General features: G+C 69.8%; 18 protein-coding genes. 13 read left to right on the top strand and 5 right to left on the bottom strand.

The window, feature by feature from the left end; translation table 11 throughout:
- Window positions 1-90: 90 nt before the first annotated feature.
- The 8 genes from DR046_RS12075 (at window position 91) to recN (ending at window position 10,092) form a co-directional block, all read left to right on the top strand.
- Window positions 91-969 (top strand): D-alanine--D-alanine ligase, encoded by an 879-nt coding sequence (locus DR046_RS12075; protein WP_245190922.1) that lies wholly within the window; start codon window positions 91-93, stop codon window positions 967-969.
- Window positions 957-1,832 carry a cell division protein FtsQ/DivIB gene (locus tag DR046_RS12070; protein ID WP_115382645.1) on the top strand — a complete coding sequence of 292 codons (876 nt, stop codon included), beginning with the start codon at window positions 957-959 and terminating at the stop codon, window positions 1,830-1,832. Before DR046_RS12075 ends, DR046_RS12070 begins: the two co-directional genes overlap by 13 nt.
- The gene (gene ftsA, locus DR046_RS12065; protein WP_115382644.1) at window positions 1,829-3,157 is read left to right on the top strand and encodes a cell division protein FtsA; all 1,329 of its coding nucleotides are present in this window, start codon (window positions 1,829-1,831) and stop codon (window positions 3,155-3,157) included. Before DR046_RS12070 ends, ftsA begins: the two co-directional genes overlap by 4 nt.
- A gap of 257 nt (window positions 3,158-3,414) precedes the next feature.
- Window positions 3,415-5,013: a cell division protein FtsZ gene (gene ftsZ / locus DR046_RS12060; RefSeq protein WP_115382643.1), complete on the top strand. Its 1,599-nt coding sequence runs from the start codon at window positions 3,415-3,417 to the stop codon at window positions 5,011-5,013.
- A gap of 403 nt (window positions 5,014-5,416) precedes the next feature.
- The gene (lpxC, locus tag DR046_RS12055; protein WP_115382642.1) at window positions 5,417-6,331 is read left to right on the top strand and encodes a UDP-3-O-acyl-N-acetylglucosamine deacetylase; all 915 of its coding nucleotides are present in this window, start codon (window positions 5,417-5,419) and stop codon (window positions 6,329-6,331) included.
- A 93-nt stretch (window positions 6,332-6,424) separates the two neighbouring features.
- Window positions 6,425-7,255 carry an outer membrane protein assembly factor BamD gene (locus DR046_RS12050; protein ID WP_115382641.1) on the top strand — a complete coding sequence of 277 codons (831 nt, stop codon included), beginning with the start codon at window positions 6,425-6,427 and terminating at the stop codon, window positions 7,253-7,255.
- Between the two features lie 73 nt (window positions 7,256-7,328).
- Window positions 7,329-8,366 carry a hypothetical protein gene (locus tag DR046_RS23255; protein ID WP_135227296.1) on the top strand — a complete coding sequence of 346 codons (1,038 nt, stop codon included), beginning with the start codon at window positions 7,329-7,331 and terminating at the stop codon, window positions 8,364-8,366.
- Window positions 8,367-8,439: 73 nt separating this feature from the next.
- The gene (gene recN, locus DR046_RS12040) at window positions 8,440-10,092 is read left to right on the top strand and encodes a DNA repair protein RecN (protein ID WP_115382639.1); all 1,653 of its coding nucleotides are present in this window, start codon (window positions 8,440-8,442) and stop codon (window positions 10,090-10,092) included.
- A gap of 12 nt (window positions 10,093-10,104) precedes the next feature.
- Here the strand turns inward: recN and DR046_RS12035 are convergent, their stop codons facing one another.
- Window positions 10,105-10,290, bottom strand: a complete 186-nt coding sequence (locus DR046_RS12035; protein ID WP_115382638.1) for a hypothetical protein — start codon at window positions 10,288-10,290, stop codon at window positions 10,105-10,107.
- A 59-nt stretch (window positions 10,291-10,349) separates the two neighbouring features.
- Entirely contained in the window at window positions 10,350-11,741 is a 1,392-nt protein-coding gene (gene mgtE, locus DR046_RS12030) for a magnesium transporter (protein ID WP_115382637.1), read from the bottom strand.
- 179 nt (window positions 11,742-11,920) lie between these two features.
- Between mgtE and guaD the strand changes: the two genes are divergently transcribed.
- Entirely contained in the window at window positions 11,921-13,258 is a 1,338-nt protein-coding gene (gene guaD, locus DR046_RS12025; protein ID WP_115382636.1) for a guanine deaminase, read from the top strand.
- Here guaD and DR046_RS12020 read toward each other — a convergent pair.
- From DR046_RS12020 to purB, 3 genes are all read right to left on the bottom strand, one after another.
- Window positions 13,174-13,548: a DoxX family membrane protein gene (locus tag DR046_RS12020; protein WP_115382635.1), complete on the bottom strand. Its 375-nt coding sequence runs from the start codon at window positions 13,546-13,548 to the stop codon at window positions 13,174-13,176. The genes guaD and DR046_RS12020 overlap by 85 nt on opposite strands.
- A 59-nt stretch (window positions 13,549-13,607) precedes the next feature.
- Window positions 13,608-13,778: an adenylosuccinate lyase gene (locus DR046_RS12015; protein ID WP_115382634.1), complete on the bottom strand. Its 171-nt coding sequence runs from the start codon at window positions 13,776-13,778 to the stop codon at window positions 13,608-13,610.
- Between the two features lie 141 nt (window positions 13,779-13,919).
- Window positions 13,920-15,224, bottom strand: a complete 1,305-nt coding sequence (purB, locus tag DR046_RS12010; RefSeq protein ID WP_115382633.1) for an adenylosuccinate lyase — start codon at window positions 15,222-15,224, stop codon at window positions 13,920-13,922.
- A gap of 61 nt (window positions 15,225-15,285) precedes the next feature.
- Here purB and DR046_RS12005 point away from each other — a divergent pair, with 61 nt between their 5' ends.
- The 4 genes from DR046_RS12005 to prmC are packed head-to-tail and all read left to right on the top strand — an operon-like array spanning window position 15,286 to window position 17,963.
- On the top strand, window positions 15,286-15,669 hold the full coding sequence (locus DR046_RS12005) for a diacylglycerol kinase (protein WP_209313577.1): 384 nt from the start codon (window positions 15,286-15,288) through the stop codon (window positions 15,667-15,669).
- A complete protein-coding gene (locus tag DR046_RS12000; protein ID WP_115382631.1) occupies window positions 15,666-16,061 on the top strand; it encodes a DUF6314 family protein in 396 nt (131 codons plus the stop codon). Before DR046_RS12005 ends, DR046_RS12000 begins: the two co-directional genes overlap by 4 nt.
- A 52-nt stretch (window positions 16,062-16,113) precedes the next feature.
- A complete protein-coding gene (gene prfA / locus DR046_RS11995; protein WP_115382737.1) occupies window positions 16,114-17,169 on the top strand; it encodes a peptide chain release factor 1 in 1,056 nt (351 codons plus the stop codon).
- Window positions 17,166-17,963, top strand: coding sequence for a peptide chain release factor N(5)-glutamine methyltransferase (prmC, locus tag DR046_RS11990; protein WP_115382630.1), 798 nt, complete (start codon window positions 17,166-17,168; stop codon window positions 17,961-17,963). The genes prfA and prmC overlap by 4 nt, the downstream gene beginning before the upstream one ends.
- Window positions 17,964-18,012 lie beyond the last annotated feature (49 nt).

The following is an 18,012-nucleotide window of genomic DNA, read 5'->3' as shown; positions in this document are numbered from 1 at the left end:
CCCGGGATATAACGATAAGTCGGGCACGACCCGGCAAGGTGCAGGAAAGCAGGCATGTCGGGCAGGGCATCCTCAACCATTGCCGTCCTCATGGGCGGTCCCTCCTCGGAGCGCGAGGTCTCGCTCTCCACCGGCCGTGGCTGCGCCGAAGCGCTGCGCGGGGAAGGCTATCGCGTTTTCGAAGTCGACGCGGGACCCGACCTTGCGGAGCGCCTGGGCGAGCTGCGGCCGGACATCGTCTTCAACGCGCTGCACGGCCGCTGGGGCGAGGACGGCTGCGTGCAGGGCATGCTCGAATGGCTGCGCCTGCCCTATACCCATTCCGGAGTGCTGGCCTCGTCCACGGCGATGGACAAGACCCGTACCAAGGACATCTACCGCGCCCACGGCCTGCCGGTCGTCGAGAGCCGGATCGTCCCCCGCGAGACCGCCATGGCGTCGCATGTCATGGCCCCCCCATATGTCGTGAAACCCAATGCCGAGGGCTCTTCGGTCGGCATCTACATCGTGCCCGAGGGCGCGAACGCCCCGCCGGCGCTGGCCGATACGATGCCCGCCGAGGTGATGGTCGAGACCTATGCCCCGGGGCGGGAGCTGACCTGCACGGTGCTGGGCGACGCGGCGTTGACCGTGACCGAGATCGTCACCCGGGGCTGGTACGACTACGAGGCGAAATACAGCGCCGGCGGATCGACCCATATCCTGCCGGCCGAGATCCCGGCCGAGATCTTCGCGGCCTGCCAGGACTTCGCGATGCGGGCCCATCGCGCCCTAGGCTGCCGCTCGATCAGCCGGACGGATTTCCGCTGGGACGAGAGCCGGGGCCTCGACGGGCTGATCCTGCTCGAGACGAACACCCAGCCCGGGATGACGCCGACCTCGCTCAGCCCCGAGCAGGCGCATCATGCAGGGATCACCTTCGGCCAGCTCTGCGCCCGGCTCGTGGAGGAGGCGTCATGCGACCGGTGAAGGACCCCGCGCCGTCGAAGCTCGACTACCGGATGCAGCGACTCTGGCTGACGCCGATGTTCCGCTGGCTGGTGCGCTGGGGGCTGCCCGGCTTCGCCGTCATCGCCATGGCCGTCTGGTATATCGACGACGAGGTGCGGCAGACCGCCATCGTCGACCGCTGGGAAAGCATGGTCCGCGCCGTGCAGGACCGGCCCGAGTTCATGGTCACGCTGCTGCGTATCGAGGGCGCGTCCGAGCAGCTTCAGGAAGACATCCAGGAGGTGCTGCCCGTCGACCTGCCGCTGTCGCAGTTCCAGCTCGACATGGAGGCGCTGCGCCGCAAGCTGGAGGAGCTCGACCCGGTCGAGAGCGCCGAGGTCCGGGTGAAGGCGGGCGGCGTCCTGCTGCTGAAGGTAACGGAACGGGAGCCGGCGCTGGCCTGGTCCCACGAGGGCCGGATCACCGCCCTCGACGCCGACGGGCACCACGTGGCGCAGCTAGAGGACATCTCGATGGCCGGGGCGCTGCCGCTGATCGCGGGCGAGGGCGCCGACCGCGAGGCCGCGCAGGCGCTGGCGCTGATCGAGGCCGCCGCCCCTGTGGCCGACCGACTGGTCGGCCTGACCCGGGTCGGCACCCGCCGCTGGGACGTGGTGCTGACCCGCGACCAGCGCATCCTCCTGCCGGAGGAGGCGCCTGCCGCCGCGCTCGACCGCGTGCTGGCCATGCATTCCGCCACCGATCTGCTGTCGCGCGATGTCACCGTCGTCGACATGCGGCTCGGAGACCGCCCCACCCTCCGCCTGTCGGAGCCTGCGCGCGAGGAGCTTGAGCGCCTGCAGGACCTCGAACGGTTGAGCTACGAGAAGGACGACGAATGAGCCGTGTGTTCCAAGCCCAGCGGGCGATGCGCCGCAAACGTCAGGCCGCGCTGCAGCGTGGTGTCGTCGCCATCCTGGACGTGGGCACGCACAAGACGGCCTGCCTCGTGCTGCGCTTTGAGGAGAACACGCCCCAGGGCGAGGGCGTGGGCCACATGGCGGGCCAGTCCAACTTCCGCGTCATCGGCGCCACCACCACGCGGTCGCGCGGCATCCGCATGGGCGAGGTCGACGCCATGCCCGAGACCGAGCGCGCCATCCGCACCGCCGTGCAGGGCGCGCAGAAGATGGCGGGCGTGCGGGTCGACCACGTGATCGCCTGTTTCTCGGGCGGGCGTCCGGGCAGCCTCGGCATGTCGGGCGAGATCGTTCTCGACAACGGGCCCTGCACCGTCCACGACGTGGGCCGGGTCCTGGCCTCGGTCGAGACGCCGGACCTGGGCGAGGGGCGCGAGGTGCTGCACGCGCAGCCGGTCAATTTCGGCATCGACCACCGCACCACGCTGCGCGACCCGCGCGGCCAGACCGGCGAGATCCTGCGCGCCGATGTCCACCTGCTGTCCGTCGACGCCTTCGCCGTCGAAAGCCTGCTGACCTGCATCCACCGCTGCGACCTGGAGCTCGCCGGCCTCGCCTCGGCGCCCTATGCCGCGGCGACCTCGGCGCTGGTCGAGGACGAGAAGGAGCTGGGCGCGGCCTGCATCGACATGGGCGGCGGCACGACCGGCATCTCGATCTTCATGCGCAAGCACATGGTCTTCGCCGACACGGTGCGGATGGGGGGCGAGCACGTCACCTCCGACATCAGCCAGGCGTTCCTTGTCCCGCGCGAGATGGCCGAGATGATCAAGACCCGCTACGGCGGCGTCGTCGCGACCGGCATGGACGATCGCGAGCAGATCGCGCTGGAGGGCGATACCGGCGACTGGCATCACGACCGCCGCACGATCACCCGCACCGACCTCATCGGCGTCATCCGCCCCCGCGTCGAGGAGATCCTTGAGGAGGCGCGCATCCGGCTGGACGCGGCGGGCTTCCGCGATCTGCCCTCGCAGCGGATCGTGCTGACCGGCGGGGCCTCGCAGCTTCCGGGGCTCGACGCGCTGGCGGCGCGCATCCTTGGCAACCAGGTCCGTCTGGGCCGCCCGCTCCGCGTCCACGGCCTGCCCGAGGCGGCCAAGGGGCCGGCCTTCGCGGCCTGCGTCGGCCTCTGCATGCAGGGGGCCGAGCCCCAGGACGAGTTCTGGGATTTCGACTACATCCCCCAGCGCGCCCATGGCGCGCCGCTGCGCCGCGCGGTCCGCTGGTTCAAGGACAACTGGTAGGCCGATCCGGCGCCCGCCGCCCCGGGCGGTGGGTCATGCCGGGCCTTTCGGCTCGGCCCTCCCCGACGCCCTGCTGTGTCCCCCGCGCCACGGATTGCGGCCCGTTGCCGATCTGCCGTTTCTCTCCGTCGCGATTCGTTTTTTGGATGACGTGCGGCAAGACGGTCGCTAAACTGTGACCCAATCAAGGCGGCGACAGACCGTGTCGGAACATGAGCAGTGGCCTCTGGCGGGCCCGTAATACAGGTGGACCAACGATGACATTGAATCTCTCCATGCCCGGCGGGACCGCCGAGCTCGACCTGCGTCCGCGGATCACCGTGTTCGGGGTCGGCGGGGCCGGCGGAAACGCCGTCAACAACATGATCCAGAAGGACCTGGAGGGGGTCGAGTTCGTCGTCGCCAATACCGACGCTCAGGCGCTGGCGCAGAACCACGCGCAGGCCCGCATCCAGCTCGGCGTCCGCGTGACGGAAGGTCTGGGCGCCGGGGCCCGGCCGCAGGTCGGCGCCTCCGCCGCCGAGGAGACTATCGAGGAGATCGTCGACCGTCTGGCCGGCGCCCACATGTGCTTCATCACCGCCGGCATGGGCGGCGGCACCGGCACCGGCGCCGCGCCGATCATCGCGCAGGCCGCCCGCGAGTTGGGCATCCTGACCGTCGGCGTCGTCACCAAGCCGTTCCAGTTCGAGGGCGCCAAGCGCATGCGCCAGGCCGAGGAGGGCGTCGAGGCGCTCCAGAAGGTCGTCGACACGCTCATCATCATCCCGAACCAGAACCTGTTCCGCCTCGCCACCGAGCGGACCACCTTCACCGAGGCCTTCAGCCTCGCCGACGACGTGCTCTATCAGGGCGTGAAGGGCGTGACCGACCTGATGGTCCGGCCCGGCATGATCAACCTCGACTTTGCCGACGTCCGCTCGGTCATGGACGAGATGGGCAAGGCGATGATGGGCACCGGCGAGGCCGAGGGCGAGGACCGCGCCGTCGAGGCCGCCGAGAAGGCCATCGCCAACCCGCTTCTGGACGAGCTGTCGCTGAAGGGCGCGAAGGGCGTGCTCATCAACATCACGGGCGGCTACGACCTGACCCTCTTCGAGATGGACGAGGCCGCGAACCGCATCCGCCAGGAAGTGGACGAGGACGCCAACATCATCGTCGGCTCCACGCTCGATCCGGACATGGAAGGGATGATGCGCGTCTCGGTCGTGGCCACCGGCATCGACGCCGTCGCCAGCAAGGAGACGCCGGTCCCGCGCCGCCGCCTGTCCGAGCCGGCTGCCCCGGTCGAGACCCAGGCGGCCGCCGCCGCGACCCTGAAGCCGGAGCCCCAGCCCGAGCCGGCCCCCATCGCCGCCCGCGAACAGCGGGAGGAGCCGGCCGAGCGCAACTTCTTCGACGCAGTCGAGGCCGAGGAGCAGGAGGTCGAGGTCGAGGACTTCTTCAGCCACCGCCGCGCCCCCCAGACGGCTCAGCCGCAACCCCAGCCGGTCGAGGCGCCCGCCTTCCGCCCGGCGCCGCCCGCCCCGCGCCATCAGGCGGCGGAGCCGGCGGCCAGCTTCACCGCCCCCCGTCCGGGCGCACCCTCGCCCGAGACGATGGACCGGCTGCGCGCCGCCGTCCTGCGCGGTGAGCGCGACGGCCATGCCCCGGCCAAGCCCGCGCCGCGCGCCTCGACCCCGGTCGGCGATCACGGCCAGCGCTTCGGCATCGGCTCGCTCATCAACCGGATGACAGGCCATGGCGACGCGGCAGCCCCGGCCGAGCAGCACGCCCCGAAGCGCCCGGCCGCCGCCGCCGAGCCCGAGGAGGAGCGGATCGAGATCCCGGCCTTCCTGCGCCGTCAGGCCAACTGACCGGACGCAGACCTGCAACCCAAGCCGACCGCGGCGGCCCCCTTCGGGGCCGCCGTATTTCGTGGTGACTGGGGAGGCGGCCCGGCGTCCGCCGGGTCGGACGCTGCCGCCTCCGCCCCGCCACCAACGTTTCGAAGGCCCGGAGCCTGCGATTCCCGCGATCCGTCGTTCACACCTGTATGGCCACCCCTGCGATCTTCACGTCCGCGTGTCGGGATTTGGTGCTGATATCGCGACGTAATCCCTTGGCCTTTTCCGCATCGGCGCTTTTCCGCCAAGCGCCTCGGGAGCAGGTTTCAAGCCGTAACCACGGTTGAATTGTGTCGAACCCCGTCCGTTCGTAGCTGATCTTCGCAGGGAAGGCGTCACGACCTTCTCGTGAGAAACGGCGAGGACGACGCAGATGCAAACTACCGTCAAATCCGTGATCCGGCTCAGCGGCGTGGGTCTCCATTCCGGCCAGCCGGCCCGCATCGCGATCCAGCCCGCCAGCGCCCATCACGGCATCTGGTTCCGCCGCACCGATGTCGAGGGCGACAACATGATCCCGGCGCGCCACAACGCCGTCCGGACCTCGCCGCTCTGCACCCTGCTCGTGAACGAGGCGGGCGTTTCCGTCTCGACCGTGGAGCATGTCATGGCCGCGCTGTCGGGCTGCGGCGTTCTGAACGCCATCGTCGAGATCGACGGGCCGGAGGTGCCGATCCTCGACGGCTCGGCCGCCGATTTCGTGCGCGCGATCCTCAAGGCCGGCATCCGCCGCCAGTCGGTTCCGGTCCACGCCATCGAGGTGCTGCGCCGCGTCGCCGTCACCGACGGCGACCGCACCGCCGTGCTGGAGCCTGCCGGAGAGCTGGAGATCGACTTCCGCATCGAGTTCGCCGACGCCGCCATCGGCAGCCAGCACAAGGTGCTGCGCCTGTCGAACGGCACCTTCGTGCGCGAGCTTTGCGACAGCCGGACCTTCTGCCGTCAGCAGGACGTCGTCGCGATGCACGCGGCGGGCAAGGCGCTGGGCGGCTCGCTCGACAATGCCGTCGTCATCGACGGCGACCGCGTGGTCAACCCGGGCGGCCTGCGCCACCGGGACGAGGCGGTGCGCCACAAGATGCTGGACGCGCTGGGCGACCTGGCGCTGGCCGGTGCGCCCATCCTCGGCCGCTATACCGGTATCCGCGCGGGGCATGAGATGACCAACCGGCTTCTGCACGCGCTGCTCTCGGACCCGCTGGCCTACCGCATCCGCACCCTGACCGAAGGCGAATGCGACGTGCTGCCGGGCGCCGGACTCGAGAAGGATGTCTTCTCGCATCTCTGACCGTCGGTGCGGTTTGCCATGCTTCACACCCCCGCCCGTCCCGCTTATACCCTCGGCAAGCCCGAACGGGCAGATCGGGCGGGAGACGCGACCATGACGACATGTCGGACGGGCAGGCCGGTGATCGCGCTCTGCGGCGCGCTTCTGCTCGCCGCCTGTGGCAGCGACGAGGGCCCGGCAATCGAGGACACCGCGCCCGAGGTCATCTTCCAGCAGGCCGAGCGGGAACTGAACGAGGGCGACGCGGAAGACGCGGCCCAGCTCTTCGCCGAGATCGAGCGGCTCTATCCCTTCTCCGAATGGGCCCGGCGCGGGCTGATCATGCAGGCCTTCGCCTATCATTCGGATCGCGACTACGAGAACGCGCGCGCTGCCGCGCAGCGTTTCATCGACTTCTATCCCGCCGACGAGGACGCGGCCTATGCGCAGTACCTTCTGGCGCTCAGCTATTACGATCAGATCGACCAGGTCGGCCGCGACCAGGGCCTGACCTTCCAGGCGCTCTCGGCCCTGCGCACCGTGATCGAGCGCTATCCCGAGAGCGAGTATGCCCGCTCCAGCATCCTCAAGTTCGACCTCGCCTTCGACCATCTCGCCTCGAAGGAGATGGAGATCGGCCGCTACTACCTGAAGCGGGGCCACTACCCGGCCGCGATCAACCGCTTCCGCGCCGTCGTCGAGGAGTTCCAGACCACGACTCACACGCCCGAGGCGCTGATGCGGCTGGTCGAGGCCTATCTCGCCCTCGGCCTGACCGAAGAGGCGCAGACCGCGGGCGCGATCCTGGGCTACAACTTCCAGTCCTCGCCCTTCTACGACGACGCCTTCCGCCAGCTGACGGGCCGGGGCCTCGCGCCGGAGGCGGCAGGATCGGGCTGGCTCCGGTCGGTCTACGACCGGACGATCCGGGGCCGCTGGCTGTAGGCTTGTTCTATGGTGTGTTACGGCTGTTCCGGATAGTACTCCCGGACTCGCAACAGCTGGAAAAGCCCACTAAATGACTGAAGACACGACTTTCACCGATCCCCGCGCTGCCTTTGACTTTGCACCGTTCTCCGACGATTGGGCGGACGCGACCGATGGGCCAGACCGCCTGTCCATTTCGGGAGAGACCTTCGCTAGCTTCCAGTTCTTGGATGGGAAAGGAGGCGACGATGTCCTCATATCTGGTTCTGCAATGGCTATCATATACGGGGGGTATGGAAACGACACCCTTGTCGCTGGGCCGTCTGTCAACGACCTCTATGGCGAAGATGGTAACGATGTCCTGATCGGTTCCCGGGGCGAAGGTGCTGGAGATAATGGGACGGCCGACCTGTATGGCGGGGAAGGAAATGACACACTGTTCGGGAACGATCGGTACGACGGGCGAGCAGTCATGCGTGGGGGGCCAGGCGATGACGTCTATCATCTTTTTGATAGCTCAATGGAAGCGCGTGAACTCAGTCCTTCGCGCGGAAACGACCAAATACTAGATGAGGATGGCGGGCATTTTGCTCGGGCGCGGTCCGGCGGTGTCGATACGGTCTACGTCTACGACAGAATGCCGATCGAAGGCTTCATCGGCATAGAGCGGATCATCGCCGCGGAAGGCATGGGCAACCTGTTCGTCATGGCGGAGAAGGCAATCGACCCCCTTCGCTTCAAGTACCTCGGCCAAGAGCTGATCGGCAATGAAGGCAATAACCTCATTGTCGGTTGGGGCGGAACCGACATCATGACCGGCGGTGGTGGGCGCGACCGTTTCGGCATCACGGCCGAACCGAGCCACCACAACAAGGCTTTCATCACCGATTTCGATGACGAGGACGTTCTGATCTTTAACGATCAGATGCTGGGCGTTGGTCGGGAGGACTACGACATCCGGCCAATGACGCGGGCGCAGGTCGATGGCTGGCTCGCGTCTGGCAAGGCCGAGTGGACGCGAGAGACGGGCGAAATCCGCATCGATTACGACGATGACGGTCAACTTGAGATCGTCGCCCGCCTGGCGCCCAACACAAAGCTGGACTACGACGACCTGTTCCTCGCCTGACGGCCCCGTGGAAGTTGCGACGCTCCGCCTATCCCTCTCGTCAAGAGCGGCGCCCCGAATTAACTGATCGTTCATGCTCCGCACGCTCGACATCCGCGACATGCTCATCATCGACCGCCTGACCCTGGAGTTCGGCGGCGGGCTCAACGTGCTGACCGGCGAGACGGGGGCGGGCAAGTCCATCCTGCTCGATTCGCTGGGCTTCGTCCTCGGCTGGCGGGGCCGGGCGGAGCTGGTCCGGCAGGGTGCGAAGCAGGGGGAGGTCACGGCCGTCTTCGACCTGCCGCCCGAGCATCCCGCGCGTGCGGTGCTGGCCGAGTACGAGATCGAGGCCGAGGACGGCGAGGTGATCCTGCGCCGCGTCAACACCCGCGACGGGCGCAAGACCGCCTGGGTCAACGGCACCCGCGTGACCGGCGAGGTGCTGCGCGCGCTGTCGGATCGCCTGCTGGAGCTGCACGGCCAGCATGACGACCGGGGGCTTCTGGACGTGCGCGGCCATCTTGCGCTGCTCGACGCCTTTGCGGACGCCGACACCTCCGAGACGCGGCGGACATGGAAGGCCTTCTCCGCCGCGCAGAAGGCACTGAAGGCGGCCGAGGCCCGGGCCGAGGAGGCCCGCGCCGAGGAGGATTTCCTGCGCTACGCCACCGACGAGCTCGACAAGCTAGGCCCCCAGCCGGGCGAGGATGCGGAGCTCGATGCCGCGCGCCGCCTGATGCAGAACGCCGAGCGGATCCGGGGCGACGTCGCCCGCGCCTTCGAGGCGATCGGCCCACAGGGCGCCGAGGGGCAGATGATGGACGCGACCCGCTGGCTGGACGGTGCCGCCGAGGCGGCGGGCGACGCGCTTGGCGCGGCGCTCGACGCGCTGGGGCGCGCCATGATCGAGCTGACCGAGGCGCAGGCCGGGGTCGAGGCCTGTCTCGACCGGCTCTCCTTCGACCCGCGCGAACTGGAGGAAACCGAGGAGCGGCTCTTCGCGATCCGCGCCGCCGCGCGCAAGCACGGGGTCGCGCCCGACGACCTGCCCGCCTTCGCCGCCGACCTGCGCGCGCGGCTCGACCTGCTCGATGCCTCGGGCGGGGAGTTGGGCACCCTCCGTGCCGCCGTCGAAAGCACCCGTGCCGAGTTCGACGCCGCCGCCGCCGCGCTCACCGCGCTGCGGCAGGAGGCGGCGGAACGGCTGGATCGGGCGATGGCCGCCGAACTGGCGCCGCTGAAGATGGACCGCGCGACCTTCACGACGTTGCTCGGCTCCGGCACGCCCGGACCGCTCGGCGTCGACGAGGCGGCCTTCGAGGTCGCGACCAATCCCGGCGCGCCTTCCGGGCCGCTCAACAAGATCGCCTCCGGCGGGGAGCTCAGCCGCTTCCTGCTGGCGCTGAAGGTCTGCCTGACCGGGGGCGACCGCTCCATGACGCTGATCTTCGACGAGATAGACCGCGGGGTCGGCGGGGCCACGGCGGACGCTGTGGGGCGTCGCCTGAAGGCGCTGGCCGAGGGCGGGCAGGTGCTGGTCGTGACCCATTCGCCTCAGGTCGCGGCGTTGGGCGCGCGGCACTGGCGGGTCGAGAAGCGGGTCGTGGGCGAGGTGACTACCTCGACCGTCGTCCCTGTCGCGCAGGCCGACCGGGTGGACGAGATCGCCCGCATGCTGGCGGGCGATACGGTCACCGACGCGGCCCGGGGGGCCGCGCGGGCGCTGCTCGACGCGGCGGCGTAGGGCCGGACCCGGCTACCGCTTTTCGCGTTTCGGCTTTTCGTCCGCATGGTCCTCGGTCTGCTCGGGCGCGTGACGCGCGCCGATGTTCAGGCCGGTCGTCGCCGCGTCCATCGCGGCGGCCGCGGGGGACTTGGGGGTCTTGTCCTCGCGCCCGGGGGCGCGGTGGTCGTCACGGGTGGGGTCGGTCTTGCGGTTCATGGCGAGTCTCCGTTGGAGGTTGTCTGATCCAACGTCCGAACGCCTGATCTGGTCCCGCGTCAGAGCAGCCAGATGGTGGCGAGCCCGAGGAAGGCGAAGAAGCCGACCACGTCCGTCACCGTCGTCACGAATGTGCCGGAGGCGAGCGCGGGGTCGAAGCCGAGCTTCTCTAGGGCAACCGGGACGGCGACGCCTGCGAGCCCCGCCACCGAAAGGTTGATCACCATCGCCGAGGCGATCACGACGCCCAGCATCGGCGACCCGAACCAGACGATACCGACCACCCCCATTAGCACTGCGAAGGCCGCGCCGTTGATCGCCCCGGCCATAATCTCGCGCCGGATGACGCGCCAGACATTCGCGCCGGTCAGGTCACGGGTCGCCAGCGCCCGGACCGCGACCGTCAGCGACTGGGTTCCCGCGTTGCCACCCATCGACGCCACGATGGGCATCAGCACGGCCAGCGCGACGATCTGCTCGATGACCGCGTCGAACTGCGCGATGACGAGCGAGGCGACGATCGCGGTCACGAGGTTCACGGCGAGCCAGGGGAAGCGGCGGCGCACGACGTCACGCGTGCGGTTCGAGATCGCCTCCTCCGGGTCGACGCCGGCGAGGCGCAGGATGTCCTCCTCTGCCTCCTCGTCGAGGATGCGGATCGCGTCGTCGATGGTGATCATCCCCATCAGCCGGTCGTTCGCATCGACCACCGCGGCCGAAATCAGGTGATACTGGTTGAACGCATAGGCGACCTCGGTCTCGGAATCGGTGACCACGAAGGTGCGGAAGCTGTCCTCCTCGATCTCGCTCAGCGCGGTGTCGCGGGGCGAGGACAGGATCTTGCCAAGCGTCACGTGGCCCACTGGCCGCATCCGGGGATCGACCAGCACGACGTGATAGAATTGCTGCGGCAGGTCCTCGGAGGTTCGCAGGAAGTCGATGGTCTGGCCCACGTTCCAGAACGAGGGCGCGACCACGACCTCGCGCTGCATCAGGCGCCCGGCGGAATATTCCGGATAGGTCAGCGCCCGTTCCACCGCGACCCGGTCGCTGTCCTCCAGCGCGCCGAGGATGGCGGAGGCCTGGTCGGCATCCTCCAGGTTCTCGACAAGGTCGACCACGTCGTCGGTGTCGAGCTCCCGCACCGCCTCGGCCACGTCCTCGGCGGGCAGGGCCTGCAGCACCTCCTGGCGCAGGGATTCGTCCAGCTCGGACAGGATCTCGCCGTCGATCTGGCCGTGCCAGAGCGAGATCAGCGTCATCCGCTCCTGTCCGTCGATCTGCTCCAGCACGTCGGCGATGTCGGCGCCGTGCAGCGGCTCCAGCAGGTCGTCGAGCGCGGTGCCGTCGCGCTCGGAGATCGCGTCCCGAATCGCGGAGAGCCGTGCCTCGTCGAGTTCGACTTCCTCGTCCTCTTCGCGCGGGGTCGGGTCGGTCTGGGCGTCGGTCATGGCGGGCGTCCCTCACTGCTCGCGCCGGGACTAGCGAATGCCCGGCACGAGGGGTAGCGGCGATTTCATCGGTCAGCTAAAGCGTCCGGCGACAGGGTCGAGCCAGGACGCAGCGCAATGTTTTCGCAAAGCAGAATGCCGGCGGAGGCCATCGCCGGCCGGCCGGGCCGCCCCGCCACATGACCACGCTCATCCTGGGCCAGCTGCTCGATTTCCCGGCCGATCCCTTCGCCACGCCCCCCGAAGATGCCGCCCGCCACGAGACGCGCGGCGCCGTCGCCGTGGCGGACGGCCGCATCCTGGGCCATGGACCTGCCGAGGCGATCCGCGCCGCGCATCCGGGCGCGGCCGAGGTCGACCACGGCGACAAGCTGATCCTGCCGGGCTTCGTGGACGCGCACATGCACTACCCGCAGACGGCGATCATCGCCTCCTGGGGGAAGCGGCTGATCGACTGGCTCAACAGCTACACCTTCCCCGAGGAGGCGCGCTTCGCCGACCCGGACTATGCCGCCGGTATCGCGGAGCGGACGCTGGACCTCGTGCTGGCGAACGGGACGACCTCGGTCGCGAGCTACTGCACCATCCATCCCGCGAGCGTCGACGCGATCTTCGGCGCGGCCGAGTCGCGGGGCATGGCGGTCTGGGCGGGCAAGACCTGCATGGACCGCAACGCCCGCGACGACCTGCGCGACACGGCCGTCTCGGCCCATGACGACAGCGCGGCGCTGCTGGCGCGGTGGCATGGGCGGGGGCGGGCGCGCTACGTGATCACGCCGCGGTTCTCGCCCACCTCCACGCCAGAGCAGCTGGAGGCGCTGGGCGCGCTGTGGTCCGAGAACCCGGATTGCCTGATGCAGACCCACCTGTCGGAGCAGGTGGACGAGCTGGCCTGGGTTGCGGGCCTCTACCCCCAGGCGCGCGACTATCTCGACACCTACGAGGCGCATGGGCTGCTCGGCGCGCGCGCTCTCTACGGCCACGCGATCCACCTGACCCCGCGGGAGCGGGCGCGGCTGGCCGAGACCGGGGCCGCGCTGGTCCACTGCCCGACCTCGAACACCTTCATCGGGTCGGGGCTGTTCGACCCCGGCCTGTTCGTCTCGCACCGCGTCGGGCTCGCGACCGATACGGGCGGGGGGTCATCCTTCTCGATGCTGCGGACGATGGCGGCCGCCTACGAGGTGGCGCAGCTCGGCGGCACGGCGCTGCATCCCGCGCAGCTGCTCTGGCTGGCGACCGAGGGCTCGGCCCGTGCGCTGCACGCGGAGGCGGAGGTCGGGACGCTCGCCATCGGCTCCGCCGCCGATCTGGTGGTGCTGGACCTCGCCTCGACGCCCGCCATCGCCCAGCGCGCGGCGCGCGCCGAAACGATCTGGGAAGCGGTCTTCCCGACGATCATGATGGGCGACGACCGCGCCGTGGCCGAGGTCTATCTGGCCGGCGTCGCCTCGCGCCCTGCGACGTGGAGCAGGGCGCCGATCAGCGCGACGTTCTTGAAGAAGGCCGACGCCTGAAGCCGCGCGATGTCGCCCTCCGTGGCCCAGAAGGGATAGAACAGCGCATTGATCGGCAGGATGTAGACGGCAAAGGCCAGCCCCGCCGCGACCGCCGGGCGTCCTCCATGCAATAGCGCCGCGCCGCCCAGTGCCTCGAAGGCGATCACGCCCCAGATCAGGGCGCCGGGCAGGCCGACCGACTGCAACTCCGCACTCCAGCCGGCGGGATCGGTCGCCTTGTAGAAGGCGCCGAGCAGGAAGAGGGAGGCGAGGCCGGCCCGCCCGAAGGTCGTCAAGATGGTCGCCAACGCGAACGGGCCCGGCGTTCCCGCCGGGCCCGTCCGTTCCCGATCGCTTGTCCGGGGGATCAGCTGGTCGCTTCGGGCACGCAGGTCCCGGCGGTCGCGTCCCAGGTCGTGCCTGGCGCGCAGGACATGGTCACCTGCTGCTCCATCTTGCCCCAGTTGCACTGGGCAGAGGCCAGCCCGGGCGCGGCCACGAGGGCGGCGGCGGCGAGGATCGTCTTCATCTTGGTCATCGTCGTCTCCGTCAGATTGTTGCGTGACGCTACGGTAGCGTGGCCGGCGCGGCAGGCAAAACACCATTCTGTCGCAGGGGTGCGAAATGCGGCGTCTTCGACGAAGATTCCGCGCCCCTGCCGCAAGAAAGTGCTATCCGCTCACTCGCCGAAGACGCGCGCGAAGATCGTGTCGACATGCTTCGTATGGTAGCCCTCGTCGAACTGCGCCTCGATCGCCTCGCGTCCCAGCGCCTCGACCACCGCCTCGTCCGCCAGAAGCTGCTCGCGGAAGTCGACCCGCTCCTCCCAGACCTTCAGCGCATTGCGCTGCACCATCGCATAGGCGTCCTCGCGCGAAACGCCTGCCTGCGTCAGCGCCAGAAGGACGCGCTGCGACATCACGAGCCCCGGGAAGGTGTCCATGTTGGCGCGCATGTTGTCGGGGAAGATCAGCATCTTGTCGATCACGCCGGTCAGCCGGGCCAGCGCGAAGTCCAGCGTGATCGTGGCGTCCGGCCCGATCATCCGCTCGACCGAGGAATGGGAGATGTCGCGCTCGTGCCAGAGCGCGACGTTCTCCAGCGCCGGCACGACCATGCCGCGAACCAGCCGGGCGAGACCGGTCAGGTTCTCGGTCAGGACCGGGTTCTTCTTGTGCGGCATCGCCGACGATCCCTTCTGGCCCAGCGAGAAGAACTCCGCCCCCTCCAGCACCTCGGTGCGCTGCATGTGCCGGATCTCGGTGGCGACGTTCTCGATGCTGCTGGCGATCACGCCCAGCGTCGCGAAGAAGGCGGCATGGCGGTCGCGCGGGATGACCTGCGTGCTGATCGGCTCGGGCGTGAGGCCCATCTGCGCGCAGACATGCTCCTCGACGCGCGGGTCGATATTGGCGAAGGTCCCCACCGCGCCGGAGATGGCCCCCGTCGCCACCTCTTCGCGCGCGGTCTTCATCCGGCGCAGGTTGCGGTCCATCTCGGCGTGGAAGCGGGCGAAGGTCAGGCCCATCGTCGTCGGCTCCGCATGGATGCCGTGGCTGCGGCCGACGCGGATCGTGTCCTTGTGCTCCATCGCGCGGCGCTTCAGCGCGGCGAGCAGCGCCTCGAGGTCGGCGATCAGGATGTCGGCGGCGCGGGTCAACTGCACGTTGAGGCAGGTGTCCAGCACGTCCGACGAGGTCATGCCCTGGTGGACGAAGCGCGCCTCCTCGGCCCCCACATGCTCCGCTAGGTGGGTCAGGAAGGCGATCACGTCATGCTTGGTCACGGCCTCTATCTCGTCGATCCGGGCGACGTCGAACTCCACGTCCTTCGCCTTCCAGACGGCTTCCGCATTCTCCTTCGGAATGACCCCCAGCTCGGCCATGGCGTCGCAGGCATGGGCCTCGATCTCGAACCAGATGCGGAACTTCGTCTCGGGCGACCATATGGACACCATCTCGGGGCGGGAGTAGCGGGGGATCATGCGCGGGCCTCTCTTGCGGACGCGCGCCTGTTACGCCGACCCGGCCCGAAAGGGAACGCCCATGACCCAGCCGCCGCCGAAGGGAACGAAGCCCGTCGCGGCGCATGTCTGGGACACGCTGGGCTACTCGCTGGCCGGGGGGCGCTACCTGATGACCCAGCGCGCGGCGCGGCTGCAGACGGCGATGATGGGGGCGACGGCGCTGGCTTTCGCGCTTTCCGGGGTCGGGGCGATCCAGTGGGCGGTGGCCATTGCGCTGTGGCTGGCCTCGCTGGGGATCGAGGCGCTCAACACCGCGATCGAGCTGATCGTCGACCGCGTCTCGCCCGAGATCAGCGAGTTCGCGAAGCATGCGAAGGACCTCGGCTCCTTCGCGGTGTTCAGCGCGCTTCTGATCTTCGGCGGGCATGCGGTCTGGGCGGTAGTCGACGCGCTTCTGGAATGAGGGTCGCGGACCTCGCCGGACCCTGGTCCGTCGCCCGGGTCATCCGCCACGCCGACGGCGTGGTGGCGCGGTTCCGGGGGACCGCGCTCTGGCACCCGGAGGGCAGCGGGATGCGCTGCATCGAGGCCGGCCGGCTCACGCAGGGCGGGACGGGATTCGAGGCGCGGCGCGAGACGCTCTGGCACCAGGACGGCGCGGCCATCATGGTCGCCTTCGGCGACGGGCGGCCGTTCCACCGGTTCTGGCCGGAACGGGAGGCCCGGCACGATTGCCCGCCCGACGACTACCGCCTGCGCTATGACGTCTCGGCCTGGCCCTGCTGGTCGGTGCGCTGGCGGGTGACGGGGCCGCGCAAGGACTACCGGGCGCTGACGCGATACCGGCGGCCCTGACCGGACGCGGCCCGCTCTTGACCCTTTGCCCGTCTGGCCCCATTGCCGCACGATGATCCCCGCCGACCGTCTCGACCAGATTCTCGCGCGTTTCGAGTATCTCGAAGCGCGGCTCAACGCCGGGCCGGGGCCAAGCGAGATCGGCGAGCTGACGCGCGAATATGCCGAGGCCCGCCCCGTGGCAGAGCAGGCCCGCGCCTGGCGCGCGCTGCGCATCCAGCGCGACGAGGCCGAGGCGCTGCTCGCCGACCCGGAGATGGCGGCGCTGGCCCGGGCCGAGATCGCCGACCTCGACGACCGGCTGGAGCGCGCCGAGGCGGACCTGCAGATCGCCCTGCTGCCCCGCGACGAGGCCGATGCCCGCCCCGCCATCCTCGAGATCCGGCCCGGCACCGGGGGCGAGGAGGCCGCGCTCTTCGCCGGCGACCTGGAGCAGATGTATCGCCGCTACGCGGAGGCGCGCGGCTGGCGCATGGAGGTGGTGGAGCGGCAGGAGACGGACCTGGGCGGCGTGAAGGAGCTGGTCGCCCGGATCGAGGGCGAGAACGTCTTCGCCCGCCTCAAGTTCGAGAGCGGCGTGCACCGCGTCCAGCGCGTCCCCGCCACCGAATCGGGCGGCCGCATCCATACTTCGGCCGCGACCGTCGCCGTGCTGCCCGAGGCCGAGGCGGTCGACATCGACATTCCGGCCAGCGACATCCGCATCGACACGATGCGGTCCAGCGGGGCAGGCGGCCAGCACGTCAACACCACCGATTCGGCCGTGCGCATCACCCACCTGCCGACCGGGATCGTGGTGACCTCGTCCGAGAAGTCCCAGCATCGCAACCGCGACATCGCCATGCAGGTGCTGCGCGCGCGACTCTACGACGCGCAGCGCGCCGCTGCCGATGCCGAGCGCTCCGCCGACCGCCGCGCCCAGGTCGGCAGCGGCGACCGGTCGGAGCGGATCCGGACCTACAACTTCCCGCAGGGGCGAATGACCGACCACCGGATCAACCTGACGCTCTATTCGCTGGGGCAGGTGATGCAGGGCGATCTCGACGGGATCATAGACGCGCTGATCGCCGACCGGCAGGCGGCGCTGCTGGCCGAGATGGGCGCGTGAGCGACGCGCTCGCGCGGCTGCGGGCCGCGGGCGTCCCCGACCCCGAAGGCGACCTGCGCCGCCTGCGCCGCGCCTTCGACGGCGCCGGGCTGGACGAGGCCGTCGCCCGCCGCGCCGCGCGGGAGCCGGTGTCGCACATCCTCGGCCGCCGCGCCTTCTGGGCGCATGAGTTCGAGGTCACGCCCGACGTGCTCGACCCCCGCCCCGAGACCGAGACGCTGGTCGAGGCGGCGCTGGAAGGCGAGCTTACGACCGTGCTCGATCTCGGCACCGGGTCCGGCTGTATCCTGCTGTCGCTGCTGGCCGCGCGGCCCGAGGCGCAGGGGCTGGGGACCGACATCTCCGAGGCGGCGCTTGCGGTCGCGCGGCGCAACGCCGAAGCCCTGGGCCTCGCCGCCCGCGCGACCTTCCGCCGGGCCGACTGGCTGTCGGGTATCGACGGGGCCTTCGACCTGATCGTCTCCAACCCGCCCTACATCGCCGCCGCCGAGATGGCCGGGCTTTCCCCCGAAGTCCTGCGCGAGCCGCATGCGGCGCTGACCCCGGGCGGGGACGGATTGGACGCCTACCGCGTCATCGCCCGCGACGCGCCTGCGCGACTCGCGCCCGGTGGACGGCTGATGGTCGAGATCGGCCCGACGCAGGCAGACCCCGTCCAGGACCTGTTTCGGCAAGCCGGGCTGGCCGATCTTCGGGTCCAGACCGATCTCGACGGCAGAAACCGCGTCGTTTGCGGCAAAATCCCGCGACAGGCGCATTATTCGACTTGTATCCGGCCGTTCCGGCACCCATAACCCCTATGCACCCAGTGGACGACGGATGGCATGGCCTCCGCCCCGGGTG

Source organism: Jannaschia formosa (assembly GCF_003340555.1).
Lineage (GTDB): Bacteria > Pseudomonadota > Alphaproteobacteria > Rhodobacterales > Rhodobacteraceae > Jannaschia > Jannaschia formosa.
Note: the sequence above shows the minus strand (reverse complement) of the source record. Positions and strands in the feature narration are given on the sequence as shown.

Coding starts and splice junctions, on each gene's coding strand:
- ftsZ (WP_115382643.1), top strand. CDS start 3,415: ATGACATTGAATCTCTCCATGCCCGGCGGGACCGCCGAGCTCGACCTG.
- mgtE (WP_115382637.1), bottom strand. CDS start 11,741: ATGACCGACGCCCAGACCGACCCGACCCCGCGCGAAGAGGACGAGGAA.
- guaD (WP_115382636.1), top strand. CDS start 11,921: ATGACCACGCTCATCCTGGGCCAGCTGCTCGATTTCCCGGCCGATCCC.
- DR046_RS12050 (WP_115382641.1), top strand. CDS start 6,425: ATGACGACATGTCGGACGGGCAGGCCGGTGATCGCGCTCTGCGGCGCG.
- DR046_RS12075 (WP_245190922.1), top strand. CDS start 91: ATGGGCGGTCCCTCCTCGGAGCGCGAGGTCTCGCTCTCCACCGGCCGT.
- DR046_RS12035 (WP_115382638.1), bottom strand. CDS start 10,290: ATGAACCGCAAGACCGACCCCACCCGTGACGACCACCGCGCCCCCGGG.
- prfA (WP_115382737.1), top strand. CDS start 16,114: ATGATCCCCGCCGACCGTCTCGACCAGATTCTCGCGCGTTTCGAGTAT.
- DR046_RS12015 (WP_115382634.1), bottom strand. CDS start 13,778: ATGACCAAGATGAAGACGATCCTCGCCGCCGCCGCCCTCGTGGCCGCG.
- DR046_RS12005 (WP_209313577.1), top strand. CDS start 15,286: ATGACCCAGCCGCCGCCGAAGGGAACGAAGCCCGTCGCGGCGCATGTC.
- lpxC (WP_115382642.1), top strand. CDS start 5,417: ATGCAAACTACCGTCAAATCCGTGATCCGGCTCAGCGGCGTGGGTCTC.
- DR046_RS12070 (WP_115382645.1), top strand. CDS start 957: ATGCGACCGGTGAAGGACCCCGCGCCGTCGAAGCTCGACTACCGGATG.
- DR046_RS23255 (WP_135227296.1), top strand. CDS start 7,329: ATGACTGAAGACACGACTTTCACCGATCCCCGCGCTGCCTTTGACTTT.
- DR046_RS12000 (WP_115382631.1), top strand. CDS start 15,666: ATGAGGGTCGCGGACCTCGCCGGACCCTGGTCCGTCGCCCGGGTCATC.
- ftsA (WP_115382644.1), top strand. CDS start 1,829: ATGAGCCGTGTGTTCCAAGCCCAGCGGGCGATGCGCCGCAAACGTCAG.
- recN (WP_115382639.1), top strand. CDS start 8,440: ATGCTCCGCACGCTCGACATCCGCGACATGCTCATCATCGACCGCCTG.
- purB (WP_115382633.1), bottom strand. CDS start 15,224: ATGATCCCCCGCTACTCCCGCCCCGAGATGGTGTCCATATGGTCGCCC.